17 protein-coding genes are annotated in these 18523 nt (G+C 41.2%); 5 read left to right on the top strand and 12 right to left on the bottom strand.

The genetic code is table 11. The annotated features are described in order from the left end of the window. Nucleotides 1-4: 4 nt before the first annotated feature. The 3 genes from WG905_RS09935 (at nucleotide 5) to WG905_RS09925 (ending at nucleotide 2969) form a co-directional block, all read left to right on the top strand. The gene (locus tag WG905_RS09935; protein ID WP_339591563.1) at nucleotides 5-1096 is read left to right on the top strand and encodes an ABC transporter permease; all 1092 of its coding nucleotides are present in this window, start codon (nucleotides 5-7) and stop codon (nucleotides 1094-1096) included. Nucleotides 1097-1255: 159 nt separating this feature from the next. Next, on the top strand, nucleotides 1256-2548 hold the full coding sequence (eno, locus tag WG905_RS09930; protein ID WP_339591562.1) for a phosphopyruvate hydratase: 1293 nt from the start codon (nucleotides 1256-1258) through the stop codon (nucleotides 2546-2548). Between the two features lie 121 nt (nucleotides 2549-2669). Then, nucleotides 2670-2969: an FtsB family cell division protein gene (locus tag WG905_RS09925; RefSeq protein WP_339591561.1), complete on the top strand. Its 300-nt coding sequence runs from the start codon at nucleotides 2670-2672 to the stop codon at nucleotides 2967-2969. Here the strand turns inward: WG905_RS09925 and WG905_RS09920 are convergent, their stop codons facing one another. The 12 genes from WG905_RS09920 to truA form a co-directional block, all read right to left on the bottom strand. After that, the gene (locus WG905_RS09920) at nucleotides 2970-4061 is read right to left on the bottom strand and encodes a PAS domain-containing sensor histidine kinase (protein ID WP_339591560.1); all 1092 of its coding nucleotides are present in this window, start codon (nucleotides 4059-4061) and stop codon (nucleotides 2970-2972) included. Between the two features lie 230 nt (nucleotides 4062-4291). After that, nucleotides 4292-5035 carry a 3-oxoacyl-[acyl-carrier-protein] reductase gene (gene fabG / locus WG905_RS09915; protein ID WP_339591559.1) on the bottom strand — a complete coding sequence of 248 codons (744 nt, stop codon included), beginning with the start codon at nucleotides 5033-5035 and terminating at the stop codon, nucleotides 4292-4294. A 30-nt stretch (nucleotides 5036-5065) separates the two neighbouring features. Next, entirely contained in the window at nucleotides 5066-6124 is a 1059-nt protein-coding gene (locus WG905_RS09910) for an agmatine deiminase family protein (protein WP_339591558.1), read from the bottom strand. Then, a complete protein-coding gene (locus WG905_RS09905; protein WP_339591557.1) occupies nucleotides 6108-6983 on the bottom strand; it encodes a carbon-nitrogen hydrolase in 876 nt (291 codons plus the stop codon). Before WG905_RS09905 ends, WG905_RS09910 begins: the two co-directional genes overlap by 17 nt. 65 nt (nucleotides 6984-7048) lie before the next feature. After that, nucleotides 7049-7261, bottom strand: a complete 213-nt coding sequence (locus WG905_RS09900; protein ID WP_339591556.1) for a cysteine-rich CWC family protein — start codon at nucleotides 7259-7261, stop codon at nucleotides 7049-7051. Between the two features lie 76 nt (nucleotides 7262-7337). Then, complete coding sequence (locus WG905_RS09895; protein WP_339591555.1) at nucleotides 7338-9716, bottom strand: ribonucleoside-diphosphate reductase subunit alpha; 2379 nt, start codon at nucleotides 9714-9716, stop codon at nucleotides 7338-7340. Nucleotides 9717-9798: 82 nt separating this feature from the next. Beyond that, nucleotides 9799-10773 carry a ribonucleoside-diphosphate reductase small subunit gene (locus tag WG905_RS09890; protein ID WP_339591554.1) on the bottom strand — a complete coding sequence of 325 codons (975 nt, stop codon included), beginning with the start codon at nucleotides 10771-10773 and terminating at the stop codon, nucleotides 9799-9801. A 334-nt stretch (nucleotides 10774-11107) separates the two neighbouring features. After that, the gene (locus WG905_RS09885) at nucleotides 11108-11464 is read right to left on the bottom strand and encodes a septal ring lytic transglycosylase RlpA family protein (RefSeq protein ID WP_339591553.1); all 357 of its coding nucleotides are present in this window, start codon (nucleotides 11462-11464) and stop codon (nucleotides 11108-11110) included. A gap of 119 nt (nucleotides 11465-11583) precedes the next feature. Beyond that, nucleotides 11584-12063 (bottom strand): methionine-R-sulfoxide reductase, encoded by a 480-nt coding sequence (locus tag WG905_RS09880; RefSeq protein WP_339591552.1) that lies wholly within the window; start codon nucleotides 12061-12063, stop codon nucleotides 11584-11586. Between the two features lie 172 nt (nucleotides 12064-12235). Next, nucleotides 12236-13111: a succinate--CoA ligase subunit alpha gene (sucD, locus tag WG905_RS09875; RefSeq protein ID WP_339591551.1), complete on the bottom strand. Its 876-nt coding sequence runs from the start codon at nucleotides 13109-13111 to the stop codon at nucleotides 12236-12238. Between the two features lie 98 nt (nucleotides 13112-13209). Continuing rightward, nucleotides 13210-14979, bottom strand: coding sequence for an ABC transporter ATP-binding protein (locus WG905_RS09870; protein ID WP_339591550.1), 1770 nt, complete (start codon nucleotides 14977-14979; stop codon nucleotides 13210-13212). Between the two features lies 1 nt (nucleotide 14980). Continuing rightward, entirely contained in the window at nucleotides 14981-15727 is a 747-nt protein-coding gene (truA, locus tag WG905_RS09865; RefSeq protein WP_431844514.1) for a tRNA pseudouridine(38-40) synthase TruA, read from the bottom strand. A 98-nt stretch (nucleotides 15728-15825) separates the two neighbouring features. On the opposite strand from truA, the gene WG905_RS09860 reads away from it, so the two are divergent. Both WG905_RS09860 and WG905_RS09855 read left to right on the top strand, forming a co-directional pair. After that, nucleotides 15826-16284, top strand: coding sequence for a DUF4293 domain-containing protein (locus WG905_RS09860; RefSeq protein ID WP_339591548.1), 459 nt, complete (start codon nucleotides 15826-15828; stop codon nucleotides 16282-16284). An 89-nt stretch (nucleotides 16285-16373) separates the two neighbouring features. Continuing rightward, complete coding sequence (locus WG905_RS09855) at nucleotides 16374-18257, top strand: DEAD/DEAH box helicase (RefSeq protein ID WP_339591547.1); 1884 nt, start codon at nucleotides 16374-16376, stop codon at nucleotides 18255-18257. The last annotated feature ends 266 nt before the right edge of the window (nucleotides 18258-18523 follow it).

Below are 18523 nucleotides of genomic sequence, written 5' to 3'. Positions count from 1 at the left end.
ATTAATGAACAAACCTTACAATAACACCAGGGCTACCCTGGCCCTTGCCAAAGCAAGTTTCAGGTCCATCATGCGCAGTCCCTCTGCAGTGATCTTTACCCTTGCTTTTCCCCTCATCTTTATATTGGTCTTTGGTTTTATGGGCGGCGGCAGCATCAAGGTAAATATGGCTATAATGCCTGGTTCCGACCTTAATAACCCTGTCATTGCTGCACTGGAGCAGGTTTCCATCATCCGACTTCATCAAGATAAATCTGTCGGAGAAATTCAGGATGCTTTGGAAAAAGGAAACCTGGATGCCGCCATTGCAGTTGAAAAAAATACCGAAGCGGTACCTGCTTATGTTGCTAATGTAAAATATACTTCAGCATCGCTTGATAAAGCGAACATCCTGAAATCTATATTAAACAATTTACTTTACACACTGAATACCAAGGACATCAAACCCACAGTAGCCTCGCTTAATGAAAGTACGGTTACGGGAAGATTATACCGCAGTATTGATTTTATTTTACCAGGACAACTGGGCTTTGCTTTATTAAGTACCGGCGTTTTTGGTACAGCTTTCGTTTTCTTTAATTTAAGGCAAACCTTGGTTATCAAACGCTTTTTTGCCACTCCGGTAAGGCGCTCCAGCATTGTTTTAGGTGAAGGACTTGCCCGTATTGGCTTCTCCTTATTAGGGGCTTTATTTATCATCATCCTGGGCCGTTACTTTTTCGATTTCACCCTCATCAACGGCTTTGTAACCGTCATTAACATGCTTCTGCTGGCTACCCTGGGCGTTATCGTATTTATGGGCTTTGGCTTTGTCGTGTCTGGTATTGCAAAAAGTGAAAGTACCATTCCCCCGATCTCTAATATCGTGACCTTGCCACAGTTTTTACTTTCGGGCACTTTCTTTCCTATTGACGCTTTCCCGGCATGGCTGCAACCCATCAGCAAGGCGCTTCCCCTCACCTATCTGAATGATGCCTTGCGAAAAGTGGCTTTTGAAGGGGCTGGTTTATGGGACGTAAAAACACAAATCCTAATTATGCTGATCTGGGGTATTGTGGTTTATGCTGTTGCCGTTAAAGTTTTTAAATGGGAATAAGTTTTTACCTTAATTCTTGCATAACAACGCTTTAGTATAATTCGCACGCAAATTATTAGGCAATACAATCGATAATTTAAAATTTATTATAACTTTGGATATGTGCTTAGTAATTGTAAAATTTACACTAAGACAATTTTAACCATAAAACTAATAAAAATGAGTTTAATTATTGATGTTCATGCAAGACAAATCCTCGATTCAAGAGGCAATCCTACCATTGAAGTAGAGGTAGTAACCGAAAACGGCAATATGGGCCGTGCAGCAGTTCCTTCTGGAGCCAGCACAGGTAAACATGAGGCTGTTGAACTTAGAGACGGGGATGATAAAGTCTACATGGGCAAAGGTGTATTAAAAGCCGTTGAAAATGTAAATACCAAAATAGCGTTAGAATTACAGGGTGTTGATGTTTTTGAACAAAATGTGATCGATAAATTAATGATCGATCTTGATGGTTCTGAAAACAAAGGAAACCTTGGCGCAAATGCAATTCTTGGTGTTTCTCTTGCAGTGGCCAAAGCTGCCGCACAGGAAAGCAGACAACCATTATACCGCTATATCGGTGGTGTAAATGCCAATACTTTACCGGTACCTATGATGAACATCTTGAATGGTGGTGCTCATGCGGATAATAAAATAGATTTCCAGGAATTTATGATCATGCCTTTAGGTGCATCTAGTTTCTCTGAAGCTTTGCAAATGGGTACTGAAGTTTTCCACAACCTGAAAACTGTGTTGAAGAAAAAAGGATATTCTACAAACGTTGGTGATGAGGGTGGTTTTGCACCAAACATCGGTTCTAACGTGGAGGCTATTGAAACTGTATTAACAGCGATTGAAGCTTCAGGCTTTAAGCCAGGTCAGGACATCTGGATTGCTATGGATGCTGCCGCTTCTGAGATGTACGATTCTAAGACACAAACTTATAACTTCCATAAATCATCTGGTGAGAAATTGTCTTCTGAAGATATGGTTAATTACTGGGTAGACTGGGCCAGCAAATATCCGATCATTTCTATTGAGGATGGATTGGATGAGGATGATTGGGCTGCATGGGAAGCTTTAACCAGAGCAATCGGTGATAAAGTACAACTGGTAGGTGATGATTTGTTTGTGACCAACGTAAAACGCCTTCAACAGGGTATCGATAAGAACATCGCTAACTCTATTTTGGTAAAAGTTAACCAAATCGGTTCTTTAACTGAAACTATCAATGCAGTGAGTTTAGCACAGAACAGTGGTTATACTTCGGTAATGAGCCATAGAAGTGGTGAAACTGAAGATACTACAATTGCTGATTTAGCGGTTGCTTTGAACTGTGGTCAGATCAAAACTGGTTCTGCATCACGTTCTGACAGGATTGCAAAATACAACCAATTGATACGTATCGAGGAAGAATTAGGTTCTTCAGCACGTTTCATTGGTAAAGATTTCAAATTCTTAAAAAAATAGTTAGTAAATGTTTTCGTCATCCCGTGCTTCGTGCAGGGATCTATTTACGATAATCGAATTAATCCCTGCCTTTTAACCGGCAGGGATTTTTTGTTAGTGTAATTGTCTTATATTTGTATATATGAACCGCTTGTTCGAACTCTTCCGTAACAAATATTTTGTCGCAACTGCGGCCTTTGTGGTATGGATGCTTTTCTTCGATAAAAACGACATGCTTTCGCAATATGAATACCGCTATGAGGTGAATAAACTTCAGGAAGAAAAAGATTTCTATGAGGAAGAAACTGCCCAGGTAAAGAAGAATTTAAGGGAACTGAGCACAAACCTTAAATCTGCCGAAAAGTTCGCCCGCGAAAAGTACTTCATGAAGAAAGATAATGAAGATGTCTTCGTCATCATTAAGGAAGCCAAAAAGGATTAATCAATCCTCTACTACCCCCAAAGGGAATTCTACATAAAATTTGCTGCCTTTTTTTTCTTCACTTTCGAACCAGACTTTTCCACCATGTGCATCGGTAAACAACCTAACGATCCACATCCCTAATCCAACCGTATCTTCACCTTCAAGGCCCTCCCGTCCAGCCTTGGTATACTTTTTAAACAATATGGGCTGGAGGCTTCTTGGAATGCCGATACCGTTATCTGTTACCGTAACTAGAAAGGTCTTTTCCAGTTTCTCCAGGTGAACCTTGATATGCCCTTCTGTAGGGGTAAATTTAATGGCATTGGAAACCAGGTTGTTTATAACTTGCAGAAATTTCATACTGTCCACCTCGGCAAACACCTTCTCGTGAGAATAGGTGAACTCCAGCTTCTTCTCAAGGGTTTCCTGCGATTTAATATAAATGTCCATTGCTTGTTTAATTTCCCAAACAACATCCAGGCGTTCCCTGCTCATCTCCACTTCCGCAGTATCCAGTGTTTCACGCTTCAGCACATTTTTGATCAGCTCAATATTTCGTCTGGATATACCTTCGATCAGCTCTGTCAGTTTGTGTACCTCCGGGTTATCAGGGAGTTTCTTAGCAATGACTGAAGCCAACATTTTTACTGTTCCTATAGGGCCTCTTAAATCATGGGATAAAATCTCCAGGGTTGAATTCTTCCAGCCATTTACTTTCTGCATGTTGAAAATGCTGGCGATCCGTGCAGAATCGTCTTCAGCCACCCCACTCAAGTATTGAATTTCATTCCCGTTCAGAATAGGATATACCTTGACCCGCATCCATCGTTCTGTATGATCAGGCCTCAGGATCCTGAAGCTTAAAAAGGTATTGGTCTTTTTCAGCTGAATTACTTTCAGGTGGTTTTTGACATATTTTAAGTCTTCAGGAAAGATGATCCTGAGCAACAACTTTGGGTTTTTTAACAGCTCGCTGCATTTCCTTTTAGTTACCTCCTCAAAGGCCTGGTTCACATAAGTGAAACGGCCTTCTTTTGGACTGAAAATGAAATATACTTCATCAGACTGGAGCGTCATCTGTTTCAAAACAAGTTCTTCAGTGTTATCCATTGATAAATAAAGATTATGTATTCAACTCTGAGTAAACAGTTTACGCTACATAATGTTTTTGTATATTCATTGCTTTTGCTGCCTCTTTTTTCTTCTTTAAACTGACTAAAAACAGCTTTTAGGGATGATGACCATTAACTTAACGGTGCTACAAGAAAAAAGGCTGTACTATTGGTGTTTTAGCACCATCAATACAGCCTTTTTGAAACCTTAATAGGTTAGATATAGTTTTAAAGCATACCGCCGCATACCGACAATACTTGTCCGGTAACGTAAGCACTCATGTCGGAAGCCAGAAATACGCATACATTAGCTACATCTTCAGGTTCTCCAGCTCTTTTCAATGGAATTCCCTGCTCCCATCCCTGAACAACTTTAGGATCTAAAACATCAGTCATTTCGGTACGGATGAAACCTGGGGCCACGACGTTAGAGCGGATATTACGTGAGCCTAATTCTTTAGCCACTGATTTAGAGAAGCCAATAATACCTGCTTTTGAAGCCGCATAATTAGCCTGGCCTGCATTGCCCTGAACACCTACCACAGAGCTCATGTTGATAAACACCCCTTTACGGTTTTTCATCATCACTTTAGAAGCTGCTTTGGTGACATTGAAAACAGATTTAAGGTTAACGTTGATCACGTCATCCCAATTCTCTTCAGTCATGCGCATTAACAAGCCGTCTTTAGTGATACCCGCATTGTTGACCACGATATCCAGGGTTCCAAAATCAGCCACAATAGCGCTAATCAATGACTCCGCTTCAGCAAATTTAGAAGCATCAGAACGGTAGCCTTTAACTTGAGTACCGTAAGCTTGTAATTCCTGTTCAAGAGCTTCCCCCTTCTCCACAGAAGATAAGTAAGTAAATGCTACATTAGCACCTTGTGCTGCGAATGTTTCTGCTATTTTGCGGCCTATTCCTTTAGAAGCACCAGTGATCAGTGCAGTTTTTCCTTCAAGTAATTTCATGTATAATTCTGGTTGTAGTAATGGTTTAAATTAACGGCTAACGGCTGGTTCCTGCTGACTCAGGCAATGGAAACTACCCAGGCCCCAAATGATGTCTACGGAGTCAATTCCAATCACTTTACGGTCTGGAAATGCTTTCTGGATAATTTCTATCGCCTTGCTGTCGTTGACATCCCTGAACGTAGGTACGATCACCGATTTATTGGCAATATAAAAATTAGCATAAGAGGCCGGCAGACGGGTATCTTCATGGATGACCGGTGAAGGCATGGGCAAGGTAATGATGTTTAAAGATTCACCGTTTAACAGGCGCATCCCTTTTAAGGCCTCCAGGTTTTCATGAAGCAAGACAAAATTTTCATCCAGCGGATTGCTTTCTACGGCTGTTAATACGGTATTCTTATTAACAAAACGGGTGATATCATCAATGTGGCCATCTGTATCATCACCAACAATACCATCGCCAAGCCAGAGTACCTGTTCTGCACCATAGTATTCCATCAGGTAAAGCTCAATTCGGGCTTTACTCAGGTTGGGGTTTCTGTTTTTGTTTAACAAACAGGCCGTGGTGGTTAAAACGGTGCCGGCACCATTAAACTCTACAGCGCCACCCTCCATTACAATACCCGGGTTGAACAGCGGCAAATTGAAATGTTCGGCAATCCTGGTCGGGATCACGTCATCAAGGTCGTAGGGTGGATATTTATTACCCCAGGCATTATAACCCCAGTCTACTACTGCTTTTTCACTTCCATCTTTGTTCAGCAAGAAAGCCGGTCCGTGGTCACGGCACCAGGCATCATTGGTGGGATTGAAGTAAAATTCAATATTAGAGAGGTCAGCTCCTGCTTTTTGAAGTTCTTCAATGGCAAAAGCTTTGGTTTCTTCATCATTGATGTTGATGCGGACCTTTTCATCCTGGGCAACAATCTTGATAAACTCACAGTAAGGTGCATAGATGGTTTCTAATTTTCCGGGCCAGGAAGCTTCTTTATGTGGCCAGCTTAGCCAGGTAGCCTCGTGCGGTGCCCATTCAGCAGGAAATGTAAATCCCGCCTTTTTGGGGCTATCATTAAATAGATTCGTCATCTATATATCTTTTTGTAATTTGTGAATAACTATCAATGCGTCTGTCGCGTAAAAAAGGCCAGTGGGTCCGGTAACTATCAGACTTGGTTAAGTCGAGCTCTACCACCTTCAATTCTTCTTCATCATGTGACGCCTGGTATAACAGGGAACCAAAAGGATTGGAAACGAAAGAACCGCCCCAGAACTGTACCCCTGCTTCTTCACCCACACGATTAATGCTCACCACCGGCACCCCGTTGGCAATGGAATGTGAGCGCTGTATGGTTTGCCAGGCGTTATATTGCTCTAGATTAGTGTCTTCATCCTGGGTAGTGGCCCATCCAATAGCGGTTGGGTACACTAAAAAGTCTGCCCCCATTAAAGAGGTCAGTCTTGCAGCTTCGGGATACCATTGATCCCAGCAAATCAGCACGCCTATTTTCGCATATTTGGTTTTAAACACCTTGTAGCCCAAATCGCCCGGGGTGAAATAAAACTTCTCATAAAAACCAGGATCATCAGGGATGTGCATTTTACGGTACTTACCTAAATATGCGCCATCAGCATCTAAAACAGCTGTTGTATTGTGATATAAGCCTTCTGCTCTTTTTTCAAATAATGAGGCAACAATAACCACATTTAATTCGGCAGCAACTTTCGATAATACATCCGTTGAGGGACCAGGAATCGTTTCTGCTAGTTTGAAGTTCTCATAATCCTCTTCATCACAAAAGTAAAGAGAGGTAAACAATTCCTGCAAACATACAACCTGTGCACCCTGCGCAGCAATTTCACGTATTTTAACGATTGCCTTATCTAAATTTTCCTGCTTATTAGCGGTACAGCTCATCTGCACCAATCCAACTTGTACTTTAGCCATTCTATAAAATTTGAATTGCAAAGTTAGCAGAAATTTTTTGTTTGCGTGTTGAGTTAATGTAAAGGCTAATCCTGCGTAGACAGGTACAGCGTTCGATATTCTTCCTGTAGCGTCAGTAAACACTGGGCACACATACAACCATCATATAATTCACTGATGTACTGCATTTCGTTAAGGCTAAGCTGGACAGCGTTACACTGGCACTTTAAAGATGAATTAGCTTTGCATTCTATGCCGGTATGACAACGTTCGCAAGGAATGATTTCGTGTTTTGCCATGGCTATAAAGATAAGGCATAAAAAAAGGAGTAAGAAATGAATCTTACTCCTGTACAATATTTTGATTGTTTACTGATTATCCGGAACAGCTGATACAGCCTTCTTCCATAGAACAAACTGGTCCTTCTACAATTTCCTCTGCACTTTCTGTAATATGCGCAGGAATAACAGGCTCCAGGTTTTTACCAGCCTGGTTTTCTACCGTAAACTTAACAGCCTGGGAAGCAGCCTGTGTACGCAAATAATACATTCCGGTTTTTAAGCCTTTCTTCCAGGCATAAAAATGCATAGAAGTTAATTTAGAAGTATTTGGCGCATTGATGAAAAGGTTCAACGACTGCGACTGGCAAATGTAGGCACCACGGTCTGCAGCCATGTCAATAATGCTGCGCATTTTGATCTCCCAAACAGTTTTGTATAGTTCTTTAATGTAATCAGGAATCTCGTCGATGTGCTGAATAGAGCCATTCGCTATAATGATCCTGTCTTTCATTGCGGTATCCCACAAGCCTAAAGCAACCAGGTCTTTCAATAAATGTTTGTTCACCACCACAAATTCTCCGCTCAATACCCTTCTGGTATAAATATTAGAAGTATAAGGCTCAAAGCATTCGTTGTTACCTAATATCTGTGAAGTAGAGGCTGTTGGCATCGGTGCCACCAACAATGAATTGTATACGCCATCTTTAACCACTTTCTCACGTAAATTTTCCCAGTCCCAGCGATTGCTGTCTGGTTTTACATTCCATAGATCAAACTGGAATTTACCTTTTGATAAAGGTGAACCGGCAAAAGTCTGGTACGGACCATGTTTAACGGCCAGGTCATGCGAAGCATTCATGGCAGCAAAATAAATGGTTTCAAAGATGTCTTTGTTCAGTTTCTTTGCTTCTTCACTTTCAAAGGGAAGGCGCAATAAAATAAAAGCATCTGCTAAGCCCTGTACACCCAAGCCTACTGGTCTGTGGCGCATGTTGGAGTTTCTAGCCTCTTCAACAGGGTAATAGTTATGGTCGATGATCTTGTTCAGGTTAACAGTAACCTGGTAGGTAACATCGTATAATTTCTGATGATCAAATTCCCCATTGATCACATATCTTGGTAAAGCCAGGGATGCTAAATTACATACGGCAACTTCATCTTTAGAAGTATACTCAATGATTTCGGTACATAGGTTGGAACTTTTAATCGTACCCAGGTTTTGCTGGTTAGATTTGCTGTTGGCAGCATCTTTATACAATAAGTAAGGCGTTCCGGTTTCAATCTGTGAATCAAGGATAGCAAACCAAAGCTCCTGCGCTTTAATGGTTTTTCTAGCACGGCCCTCACGCTCATAACGGGTGTACAACTCGTCAAATTCTGCACCAAAACAATCCGCTAATCCGGGTGCTTCATGGGGACAAAACAAGCTCCATTCGCCATTTTCTTCCACACGTTTCATGAATAAATCGCAAATCCATAAGGCGTAGAACAAATCGCGCGCACGCATTTCTTCTTTACCATGGTTCTTGCGCAAATCAAGGAAGGCGAACACATCGGCATGCCATGGCTCCAGGTAAATAGCGAAGGCACCTTTGCGCTTGCCTCCACCCTGATCTACATAACGGGCCGTATCATTAAACACTTTTAACATGGGCACGATACCATTGCTGGTACCATTGGTGCCACCAATGTAAGTTCCTGTAGCCCTGATGTTATGGATGCTTAAACCAATACCACCAGCACTCTGAGATATTTTGGCCGTTTGTTTCAGCGTATCGTAAATACCTTCAATGCTGTCATCCTGCATGGTTAAAAGGAAGCAGGAAGACATTTGTGGTTTAGGTGTTGCCGCATTAAATAAGGTTGGCGTAGCATGCGTAAACCAACGCTCGCTCATCAGGTTATACGTAGCGATGGCACTGTCAATATCCTCTTTATGGATACCTACAGCAACACGCATAAATAAATGCTGTGGGCGCTCCACGATTTGACCTTCAACTTTAAGCAGGTATGACTTTTCAAGGGTTTTGAAACCGAAGTAATCAAAACCAAAATCCCTGTCGTATATAATGGTACTGTCTAATATATCTGCATTTTTGCTGATGACTTCCCAAACATCATCCGCAATCAGCGAAGCTGACTTGCCGGTTTTGGAATCTATATAGTTATACAGCATCTCCATCGTTTTGGAAAACGATTTGATGGTATTTTTATGTAAGTTAGACACTGCGATCCTGGATGCCAGCAAAGCGTAATCAGGATGTTTGGTGGTTAAGGATGCTGCCGTTTCTGCAGCTAGGTTATCCAGTTCTGAAGTGGTTACGCCATCATATAAACCCTCAATTACCTTCTTGGCAACATCGATCGGGTCAACCAGTTCAGGATTAAAGCCATAGCATAGCTTTTCAATACGGGCAGTTATTTTATCGAATCTAACAGCTTCCTTGCGGCCGTCTCTTTTTTGTACAAACATATTTACAGGTATTTTATAGTGCGTTCAGAACTGCTTATAACAAGATACAGCCACACCAGTTTTATATTTTATTTATTTGGGCCTAGAAATCATCATCTAAAGAGAAAGCACTTGCTTTATCCTCGGAAGAAGTTAACACCCCACTTTTTTGATAGTCACCAACACGTTTCTCAAAGAAATTAGTTTTACCCTGTAAGGAAATCATCTCCATGAAATCAAACGGATTGGTTGCATTGTACACTTTCGAATAACCTAATTCCTGTAACCACCTGTCGGCTACAAACTCAATATACTGCGACATTAATTTCGCATTCATCCCGATCAAAGCAACAGGCAGTGCATCGGTAACAAATTCTTTTTCAATTTCCACCGCATCACGGATGATACCCTGAACAGCTTCCTCAGACAGCTTATTTTCAAGCATTCTGTAAAGCAGACAAGCAAACTCACAGTGCATACCTTCGTCACGTGAAATCAACTCATTGCTGAAAGTCAGGCCAGGCATTAAGCCTCTTTTCTTTAACCAGAAGATAGAACAGAAACTACCGCTGAAGAATATCCCCTCAACCGCAGCAAAAGCCACCAGGCGTTCAGCGAAAGTGCCGCCGTCGATCCAGCGCAATGCCCAGTCAGCCTTACGTTTAACACAAGGCACGGTTTCAACAGCATTGAACAAACGGTTCTTTTCATCTGGATCCTTGATATAAGTATCAATTAACAAAGCATAAGTTTCCGAGTGAATGTTCTCCATCATGATCTGGAAACCATAAAAACAACGTGCTTCAGGCAGTTGCACTTCTCTCATGAAATTTACAGCAAGGTTCTCGTTAACAATGCCATCACTTGCAGCAAAGAAAGCAAGGATATGAGAAATAAAATGACGCTCGCCGTCATTTAAATTATCCCAATATTTTTGGTCGTCCGAAAGATCGATCTCTTCCGCAGTCCAGAAACTTGCCTCACTTTTCTTGTACATTTCCCAGATTTCAGGGTATTTGATAGGCAAAAGAACAAAACGGTCCTTATTTTCTCTTAACAATACTTCTTCTTCCTGCATAACTTTGATTTTAAAACTTGAATATTCTTATACTTTTTCCATTCCTACTTACACTCATTTTTGCAGGTGTTACAAATCATCATGATGATGTATAACAACTGAGAAATGATGTATAATTTACTAGAGAATTGTATAAACAAATATACTGTTACAGGCTTAGTATCGACCCAATAAGTTGTTAACAACTCCTGCAATTTATTAACATCTGTCGTGGAAATTTACATACAAATTACGTGGCAGACTTGCGTCAGATTAATCTTAAAAAACAGAAATCAGGAAGAACGGGGGGTTGATAAGTTTAATTTTCTGACTGCAATGGAGTTAGGAAGAATGCTTACACACCTGAGGCATTATAACTAATTTCCACTCTCGAATGACCCTTTTTATAAAAGCCAAGAATTTTCGCGGCGGACTCAGAGATATCAATGATGTATTTTTTGGTGAATGGCCCACGGTCGTTAACTTCTACATCGACTGACTTTCCATTACTGAGATTGGTCACCGTAACGATGGTTCCAAAGGGTAATGTTCGATGTGCAGCAGTTAATTTCTCAGCATGGTATCTTCTACCGCTGGTGGTCTTCCTGCCTTCGAACTTTTTGTGATAATAGGTAGCATAACCTGTTCTTTCCTCTTGTGCATTTACCTTCAAAAACAGGAACATGCACATTAAAATCAAACAATATCTCATATAAATTCTAGTTGATGAACGGTCAAAGATAAGAAAACTAACGATTTATAAAAGAGCACAGCCCCATGAGCTATCCACAGGGCTGTGGAAAAGTATAAAATGTATGTTAAAAACCAGGCTTATTGTGCCTTGGGGATAAAAGCCATAGAAACAGAATTTACACAATGGCGGGTATTCTTGGCAGTAAAACCTTCGCCCAGAAAGACATGGCCAAGGTGCCCTTTGCAATTGGCGCAAACAATTTCTGTACGCATGCCATCAGCATCAGGAATCTGAAGCACCGCCCCTTTTATTTCATCATCAAAACTAGGCCATCCACAATCCGATTCAAATTTTGAAGTCGAACTGTATAGTGGCGCATTACATCGTTTACAGACATAAGTACCTTCCTGTTTATTATTTAACAGTTTCCCTGTACCGGGATATTCCGTGCCTTTGTTAACAATAACGGCCTCTTCTTCTTTGGTTAATTTATTCCATTCCATATTTGTAGTTGTTTTTGCAGCCTGCTGTGGCTTATCCTTCTGGGCACAGGCAGTAAAGCTGCTCAGAAAGAACATCCCCAACAGGATCAAAGTTTTATTAATTAAAGTTTTCATCAGTATAGTTCGTTATTTAATGGTCATGAAGCTATCAACAAGATACGCAAAAGGCAAGCTACACACTTGTTTAGGCGGGTAAAAATTCTGTCATGTATGCGGCGAAAACCCTTTAAACAAAGAAAGCTCCGGTAATGTAGACCGGAGCTTTCAAATTATACAAGAAGATCTTCTATTTTTTCAATAACAATTCTGCCATGGCAGCGCCAATTTCAGCAGGACTTTCTACTACGCGGATACCGCATTCGGTCATGATTTTCATCTTTGCAGCAGCCGTATCGTCAGCACCACCAACAATAGCACCAGCGTGACCCATTCTACGTCCAGCAGGAGCAGTTTGTCCGGCGATAAAACCAACTACTGGTTTAGTACCGTTTTCTTTAATCCAGCGCGCAGCTTCAGCTTCCATACCACCGCCAATTTCACCAATCATGATGATACCTTCAGTTTCAGGATCGTTCATTAACAATTCAACAGCTTGTTTAGTCGTGGTACCGATGATCGGATCTCCACCAATACCAATAGCAGTGGTGATACCCATACCCGCTTTAACCACCTGGTCAACCGCTTCATAAGTTAAAGTACCAGATTTAGAAACCACACCAACTGTACCTTTTTTGAAAATAAAGCCCGGCATGATACCGATTTTAGCCTCATCTGCAGTAATAATACCAGGACAGTTTGGCCCGATTAAAATACAGTCTCTGTCAGAAATATATTCTTTTACTTTAATCATATCCTTTGTAGGGATACCTTCAGTAATACAAACAATAACTTTAATTCCCGCTTCAGCAGCTTCCATAATGGCATCTGCAGCAAAAGCAGGAGGAACAAAAATGATAGATACATTGGCACCGGCCTTATCAACCGCGTCCTGTACAGTATTAAATACTGGTCTGTCTAAGTGCGTTTGTCCACCTTTACCCGGAGTAACACCACCAACAACGTCAGTTCCGTATTCTATCATTTGGGAAGCATGATAAGTGCCTTCATTTCCTGTAAAACCTTGAACAACAACTTTTGAATCCTTATTTACTAAAACACTCATGTATCTATATTTTTTTGTTGCAAATCTAAGTTAATTGAAAGGGATTGTCAAATGATAACAGGATTTTTTATTATTAATTAAGAAGCACTTCTACTGCATCATCCGGTTATTCCCACAGAATTAAACTGCAGGTCATACAGCTTTTTATAATAACCGTTCAGTTTAAGTAATTCCTGGTGAGTTCCTTGTTCTTTAATCTCCCCTTTATCAAGAACGATAATCTTATCGGCTTTTTGAATGGTAGATAAACGGTGAGCGATGACAATGGCGGTACGGTTACTCATTAGATTGTCAATGGCATGTTGAATCAGGATTTCGGTTTCCGTATCGACCGAAGAAGTAGCTTCATCCAATACCAGGATGGAAGGGTTGTAAACCAGTGCCCTAATAAATGATATCAGCTGCGCTTGTCCGGCAGAAAGCGTAGAACCTCTTTCCATCACGTTATACTGGTAACCACCCGGCAGCCGTTCAATAAAATCATGGGCGCCCACTTTTTTGGCAGCATTAACCACCTCTTCCATAGTGATATCCGGATTATTCAAGGTGATGTTATGGTATATGCTATCTGAAAACAAGAAAACATCCTGCAGCACCGTAGCGATATTTCTCCGCAGGTAACTCAGTTCATAATCCTGAATTGCTACGCCATCCACACTAATGGATCCTTTCTGAATTTCGTAAAAGCGGTTAAGTATATTGATAGTAGAAGATTTCCCTGCACCTGTGGCCCCTACCAATGCTACTGTCTGCCCGGCTTTAACTTCAAAGGAGATATTTTTCAGCACATAATTCTCGTCATTGTAGGCAAACCATACTTGATCAAAAGTAATTGTGCCCTTCATTTTTTCAGGGGCATATACCCCTTCGTTTGGCGTAATTTCCTGGGTATCCAAGACCTTAAACACACGTTCGGCACCCACCATCCCCATTTGCAAAGTGTTGAACTTATCAGCAAGCTCACGGATAGGCCTGAACAGCATACTGATATACATCAGGAATTCGGCGATGGTACCTGGGGTAACTTCAAGTGGTTTACCTAAAATGCTCTTGGCACCCCACCATACCAATAGGCCCATAGACATGGCCGATATGATTTCCACCACCGGGAAAAATATTGAATAATACCAGTTGGAGCGAATGTTGGCATCACGGTAACGCGAATTGATGTTCTTAAACTTGGTGTATTCCTGTTTCTCCCTGGCGAAATACTGGATAATTGAAATTCCGGAAATATGTTCCTGCAAGAAAGTGTTGAGGTTGGAAACCTCTGTACGCACCTGCTGGAAAGCTGATTTAATGGCTTTTTGAAAGATAGATGTGGCAAGGATAAGCAATGGCATCGGCAACAGAATCACCACGGTAAGCTCCCAGTCAGTATAAAACATGACCGTCAGGATAGCTGCTACCTGTAAGATGTCGCCAATAATCACAATCAGACCCTCGGAGAAAATATCCGAAATGGTTTCCAGGTCAGACACTGTTCTGGTAATCAGCTGGCCGATGGGCGTTTGATCAAAATACTTCAGCCGCAGTTTGGTAATATGGTTAAACACGTTGATGCGCAGGTCACGAATAGCCGACTGCCCCAGGGTATTGGTAAGTAAAGTGTGAAAATACTGCACGAGGCTCTGCAAAACCAATAAAAAAAGCATGACCAGGGTGAGTGTTAACAAACCACCATATTGACCTGTCAGGATATAATTATCAAGGGTATATTTAATTAAGAAAGGACGAACGGGGGCAAGGACCGCCAGGAGAATAGTCAGAATGACTGACCAGATAAATATGCCACGATACGGTTTAACATACTGAAATATTCTTTTCAGCAGGTTTACATTAAAAACATCTCCGGTAATTTTAGACATACTATTTTACAAAAGGATAATCTACCGCCACTAAAAATAAACCACATGCAGGCACAGATTGCCCCGCTTTACCCCTGTCCTTGCTCTCCATAATTTGTGCCAAATCTATTAAGTCAATTTCCTTTCTTCCCACCCTAACCAGGGTGCCAACAATGGCCCTGACCATATTTCTCAAGAAGCGGTCTGCCTTAATGGTAAAAACAAGTCCATCTTCCAGCACCTCAAAATGAGCCGAAGCAATTTTACAGTTATTGGTAAAAGTCTGCGTATTGGATTTGCTGAAGCAGGAGAAATCAGTGTAAGTGGCAATAAGAGCTGCAGCAGCATTCATAGCTGGCACATCCAGGGCACCTTTAAACAACCATGAACGCTCCAGTTTGAAAGGATCTTTATGAAAATGCAGGTAATATTTATAAGCCCTGGATACCGCATGAAAACGCGCATGCGCATCGTTATCGACTTTAAAGATGCGCTTAACGGCAATTTCATAAGGCAGGAGCGAATTAATGCTGCTCACCTTAGTTTCCACAGGCATGTTTTCCCCTAAATGGAGGTCAAAGTGAGCATAAAATTGTGTAGCATGCACACCGGCATCAGTTCTTCCACAACCCAGTGTAAGCACGGGCTGCCTGAAAAACACGGAAAGCGCCTTGTCCAGGCATTCCTGCACGGTCAGGGCATTGGGCTGTATCTGCCAACCATGGTATGGCGTACCATTGTAAGCCAGTTCAATAAAATAACGCTGCATCATCAATACACAAAGTTAATCTTTCTTACAGCACTTCTTATAATTGTCGTTGCTTAGTCTGCACCTTTTAATATATTTGCTGAAATTAATACCCTGATATGATACAAAGAGTACAAACCATATGGCTTTTTCTGGCAAGCTTAACTTTGTTTATGTTATTGCTTTTACCGATAGTAACTAAAACCAGTAATGGTACAGAATTCTGGGTATTGGTCAGTGGATTGTATCAGAAAGCTGCAACGGGAACTGTAAAAACAGAAGGATTTATGGCCTTGCTGATCAGCACCATGGTGATTGCTTTAATTGCTTTTGCAAACATATTTAACTACAAGAACAGAACATTACAGAAAATGATTTGTAATGTGGTTATCATTTTAACACTGGGCCTAAGTTTCTGGATCAGTCAGGCGGCACAGAAAATTCCAGGGGGCCTGGAGGGGGCAGACTATAATGTAGGGGCTTTTATGCCAATTCTGACCATTATTTTCTGCTTTTTAGCATTTCGCGGCATCAGAAAAGACGAACTTCTGATTAAATCAGCCGACCGTTTACGCTAAGTCATTGAGTCTCTGCAACATTTTATTTCGGGGGACACCAAAAAAGTAAAAATAAAAAAACGTACCTTTGCGGCTTAATTAAATAATACATGACAAACCCATTTAAATTATTGGGGATAAGTGATGACGTTGTTAATGCTGTAATGGATTTAGGTTTCATAAATCCAACACCTATTCAGGAACAAAGTATTCCTGTACTGTTAGAGGGCGTTAATGATTTTGTTGGTTTGGCCCAAACAGGTACAGGAAAAACAGCCGCATTCGGCTTGCCGCTGTTAGAATTAGTAGACTTTAAAAGCAATAAGCCTCAGGCATTGATTTTATGCCCTACGAGAGAGCTTTGCCTACAGATTACGAGCGACATCAAAAATTTCTCAAAAAACATCTCAGGTGCTAGTGTTGTTGCCGTTTACGGTGGTGCAAACATCATGCAGCAGTTACGTGAGATCAGAATCGGTGTACAAATAGTTGTGGCTACACCGGGCCGTATGTTGGACATTATCGGTCGTAAGGCTATAGATTTCACAAATGTGAAATATGTAGTTTTAGACGAGGCTGATGAAATGTTAAACATGGGCTTCCAGGAAGACATTAATGATATTTTGTCTACAACACCTGATGATAAAAAAACATGGTTATTTTCTGCAACTATGCCTCCTGAGGTTAGGAAAATAGCTAAGAACTACATGGACAATCCTATTGAGATGACCATGGGTACAAAAAATGCTGGTAACGTTAATATTGAGCACGAATACTACATCGTTAAAGCAAGAGATAAATATGCAGCACTTAAACGTATTGTAGATTTTAACCCAGAAATTTTTGCCGTTGTATTTTGTAAAACCAAAATGGATACGCAGGATGTTGCTGAGCATTTAATCAAGGATGGTTACAATGCAGATGCACTACATGGTGATCTTTCTCAACAACAACGTGATAAGGTAATGCAACGTTTCCGCGACAAACACATGCAATTATTAATTGCTACTGATGTTGCTGCTCGTGGTATTGATGTGAATAGCATTACTCACGTGATCAACTATTCTTTACCTGACGAAATTGAAAGTTATACCCACCGTTCTGGCCGTACAGGTCGTGCAGGTAAAACAGGTATTTCTATCTGTATCATCAACGCAAAGGAAACTGGTAAAATCCGTCAGATTGAAAAAATCATTGGTAAACAATTCACGAAAGCTGAATTGCCTACTGGTTTTGATGTTTGCGAGAAGCAATTGTTCTCCTTAGTTCATAAAGTAAACAATGTAGAGGTTAATGAGTCACAGATTGAGCAGTATATCCCTAGGATTATGGAGCAATTTACTGAATTATCTAAGGAAGAAGTGATCAAACGTTTCGCATCTTTAGAGTTTAACCGCTTCTTGGAATATTACAAAAATGCGCCTGATTTGAATGCATCTGCAGATGATCGTGGTGAGCGTGGCCTACGTGGTGAACGTGGTGAGCGCGGATCCAGAGGTAGTGATGGTTATACCCGTTTGTTTATCAACTTAGGTTCGGTAGATGATTTTACAAGAGGTGATCTATTATCGTTTGTATGTAACAACGGAAAAATCAGCGGAAAAAGCATTGGTAAGATTGATCTTAAAGGTGTTTATTCCTTCTTCGAAGTGGAAGATTCCAGTGTTGATTCTTTATTTGGAAACTTTAAAGACGTACAATTCAACAACCGCGGCGTAAGGATTGAAAAATCTGGCGATGCTGCAGAAAGCAGAAGCGGCGGCGGTGGCGGTGATAGAAAACGCAGCTTTGGCGGCGGTGGCGGTGAGAGAAGAAGCTATGGTGGCGGTAATCGTCGTGAAGGCGGTGGCAGTCGTGAAGGTGGAAGACGTGAAGGCGGAGCTAGCAGTGGTGGCTTTAAAGATTTCTCTGGCAGAAGCCGTGAAGAAAGAACGACCAGCGGTGCTGGAAGACGTGAAGGAAGTGCTGGCGGCGACAGAAGACGCAGGTCTTAATTAGCCCAGGTATTTAATATATCTATTAAAAAGCCGGTCATTGAAAAATGACCGGCTTTTTTGTGCCCTTTTTTCCTGATCGTAACGGTACATGCTGGTTTCGGTTCGGGATGTAATACAACCTCAGCATGTAGCTGCTATTTTAATAAAGCAGCTGATGATTATTGCAGACTAGGGACAAAAAATGGAAATTGACTGATTGAAGGCTGGAGCCAAGAAAATACGGGAGAAGAGGTTGTAAAGAAATAGGAGGTTGTTAACAACCT

It is taken from the genome of Pedobacter immunditicola (assembly GCF_037482985.1).
In the GTDB taxonomy this organism is placed as follows: domain Bacteria; phylum Bacteroidota; class Bacteroidia; order Sphingobacteriales; family Sphingobacteriaceae; genus Pedobacter; species Pedobacter immunditicola.
Note: the sequence above shows the minus strand (reverse complement) of the source record. Positions and strands in the feature narration are given on the sequence as shown.

Coding starts and splice junctions, on each gene's coding strand:
- WG905_RS09935 (WP_339591563.1), top strand. CDS start 5: ATGAACAAACCTTACAATAACACCAGGGCTACCCTGGCCCTTGCCAAA.
- eno (WP_339591562.1), top strand. CDS start 1,256: ATGAGTTTAATTATTGATGTTCATGCAAGACAAATCCTCGATTCAAGA.
- WG905_RS09925 (WP_339591561.1), top strand. CDS start 2,670: ATGAACCGCTTGTTCGAACTCTTCCGTAACAAATATTTTGTCGCAACT.
- WG905_RS09920 (WP_339591560.1), bottom strand. CDS start 4,061: ATGGATAACACTGAAGAACTTGTTTTGAAACAGATGACGCTCCAGTCT.
- fabG (WP_339591559.1), bottom strand. CDS start 5,035: ATGAAATTACTTGAAGGAAAAACTGCACTGATCACTGGTGCTTCTAAA.
- WG905_RS09910 (WP_339591558.1), bottom strand. CDS start 6,124: ATGACGAATCTATTTAATGATAGCCCCAAAAAGGCGGGATTTACATTT.
- WG905_RS09905 (WP_339591557.1), bottom strand. CDS start 6,983: ATGGCTAAAGTACAAGTTGGATTGGTGCAGATGAGCTGTACCGCTAAT.
- WG905_RS09900 (WP_339591556.1), bottom strand. CDS start 7,261: ATGGCAAAACACGAAATCATTCCTTGCGAACGTTGTCATACCGGCATA.
- WG905_RS09895 (WP_339591555.1), bottom strand. CDS start 9,716: ATGTTTGTACAAAAAAGAGACGGCCGCAAGGAAGCTGTTAGATTCGAT.
- WG905_RS09890 (WP_339591554.1), bottom strand. CDS start 10,773: ATGCAGGAAGAAGAAGTATTGTTAAGAGAAAATAAGGACCGTTTTGTT.
- WG905_RS09885 (WP_339591553.1), bottom strand. CDS start 11,464: ATGAGATATTGTTTGATTTTAATGTGCATGTTCCTGTTTTTGAAGGTA.
- WG905_RS09880 (WP_339591552.1), bottom strand. CDS start 12,063: ATGAAAACTTTAATTAATAAAACTTTGATCCTGTTGGGGATGTTCTTT.
- sucD (WP_339591551.1), bottom strand. CDS start 13,111: ATGAGTGTTTTAGTAAATAAGGATTCAAAAGTTGTTGTTCAAGGTTTT.
- WG905_RS09870 (WP_339591550.1), bottom strand. CDS start 14,979: ATGTCTAAAATTACCGGAGATGTTTTTAATGTAAACCTGCTGAAAAGA.
- truA (WP_431844514.1), bottom strand. CDS start 15,727: ATGCAGCGTTATTTTATTGAACTGGCTTACAATGGTACGCCATACCAT.
- WG905_RS09860 (WP_339591548.1), top strand. CDS start 15,826: ATGATACAAAGAGTACAAACCATATGGCTTTTTCTGGCAAGCTTAACT.
- WG905_RS09855 (WP_339591547.1), top strand. CDS start 16,374: ATGACAAACCCATTTAAATTATTGGGGATAAGTGATGACGTTGTTAAT.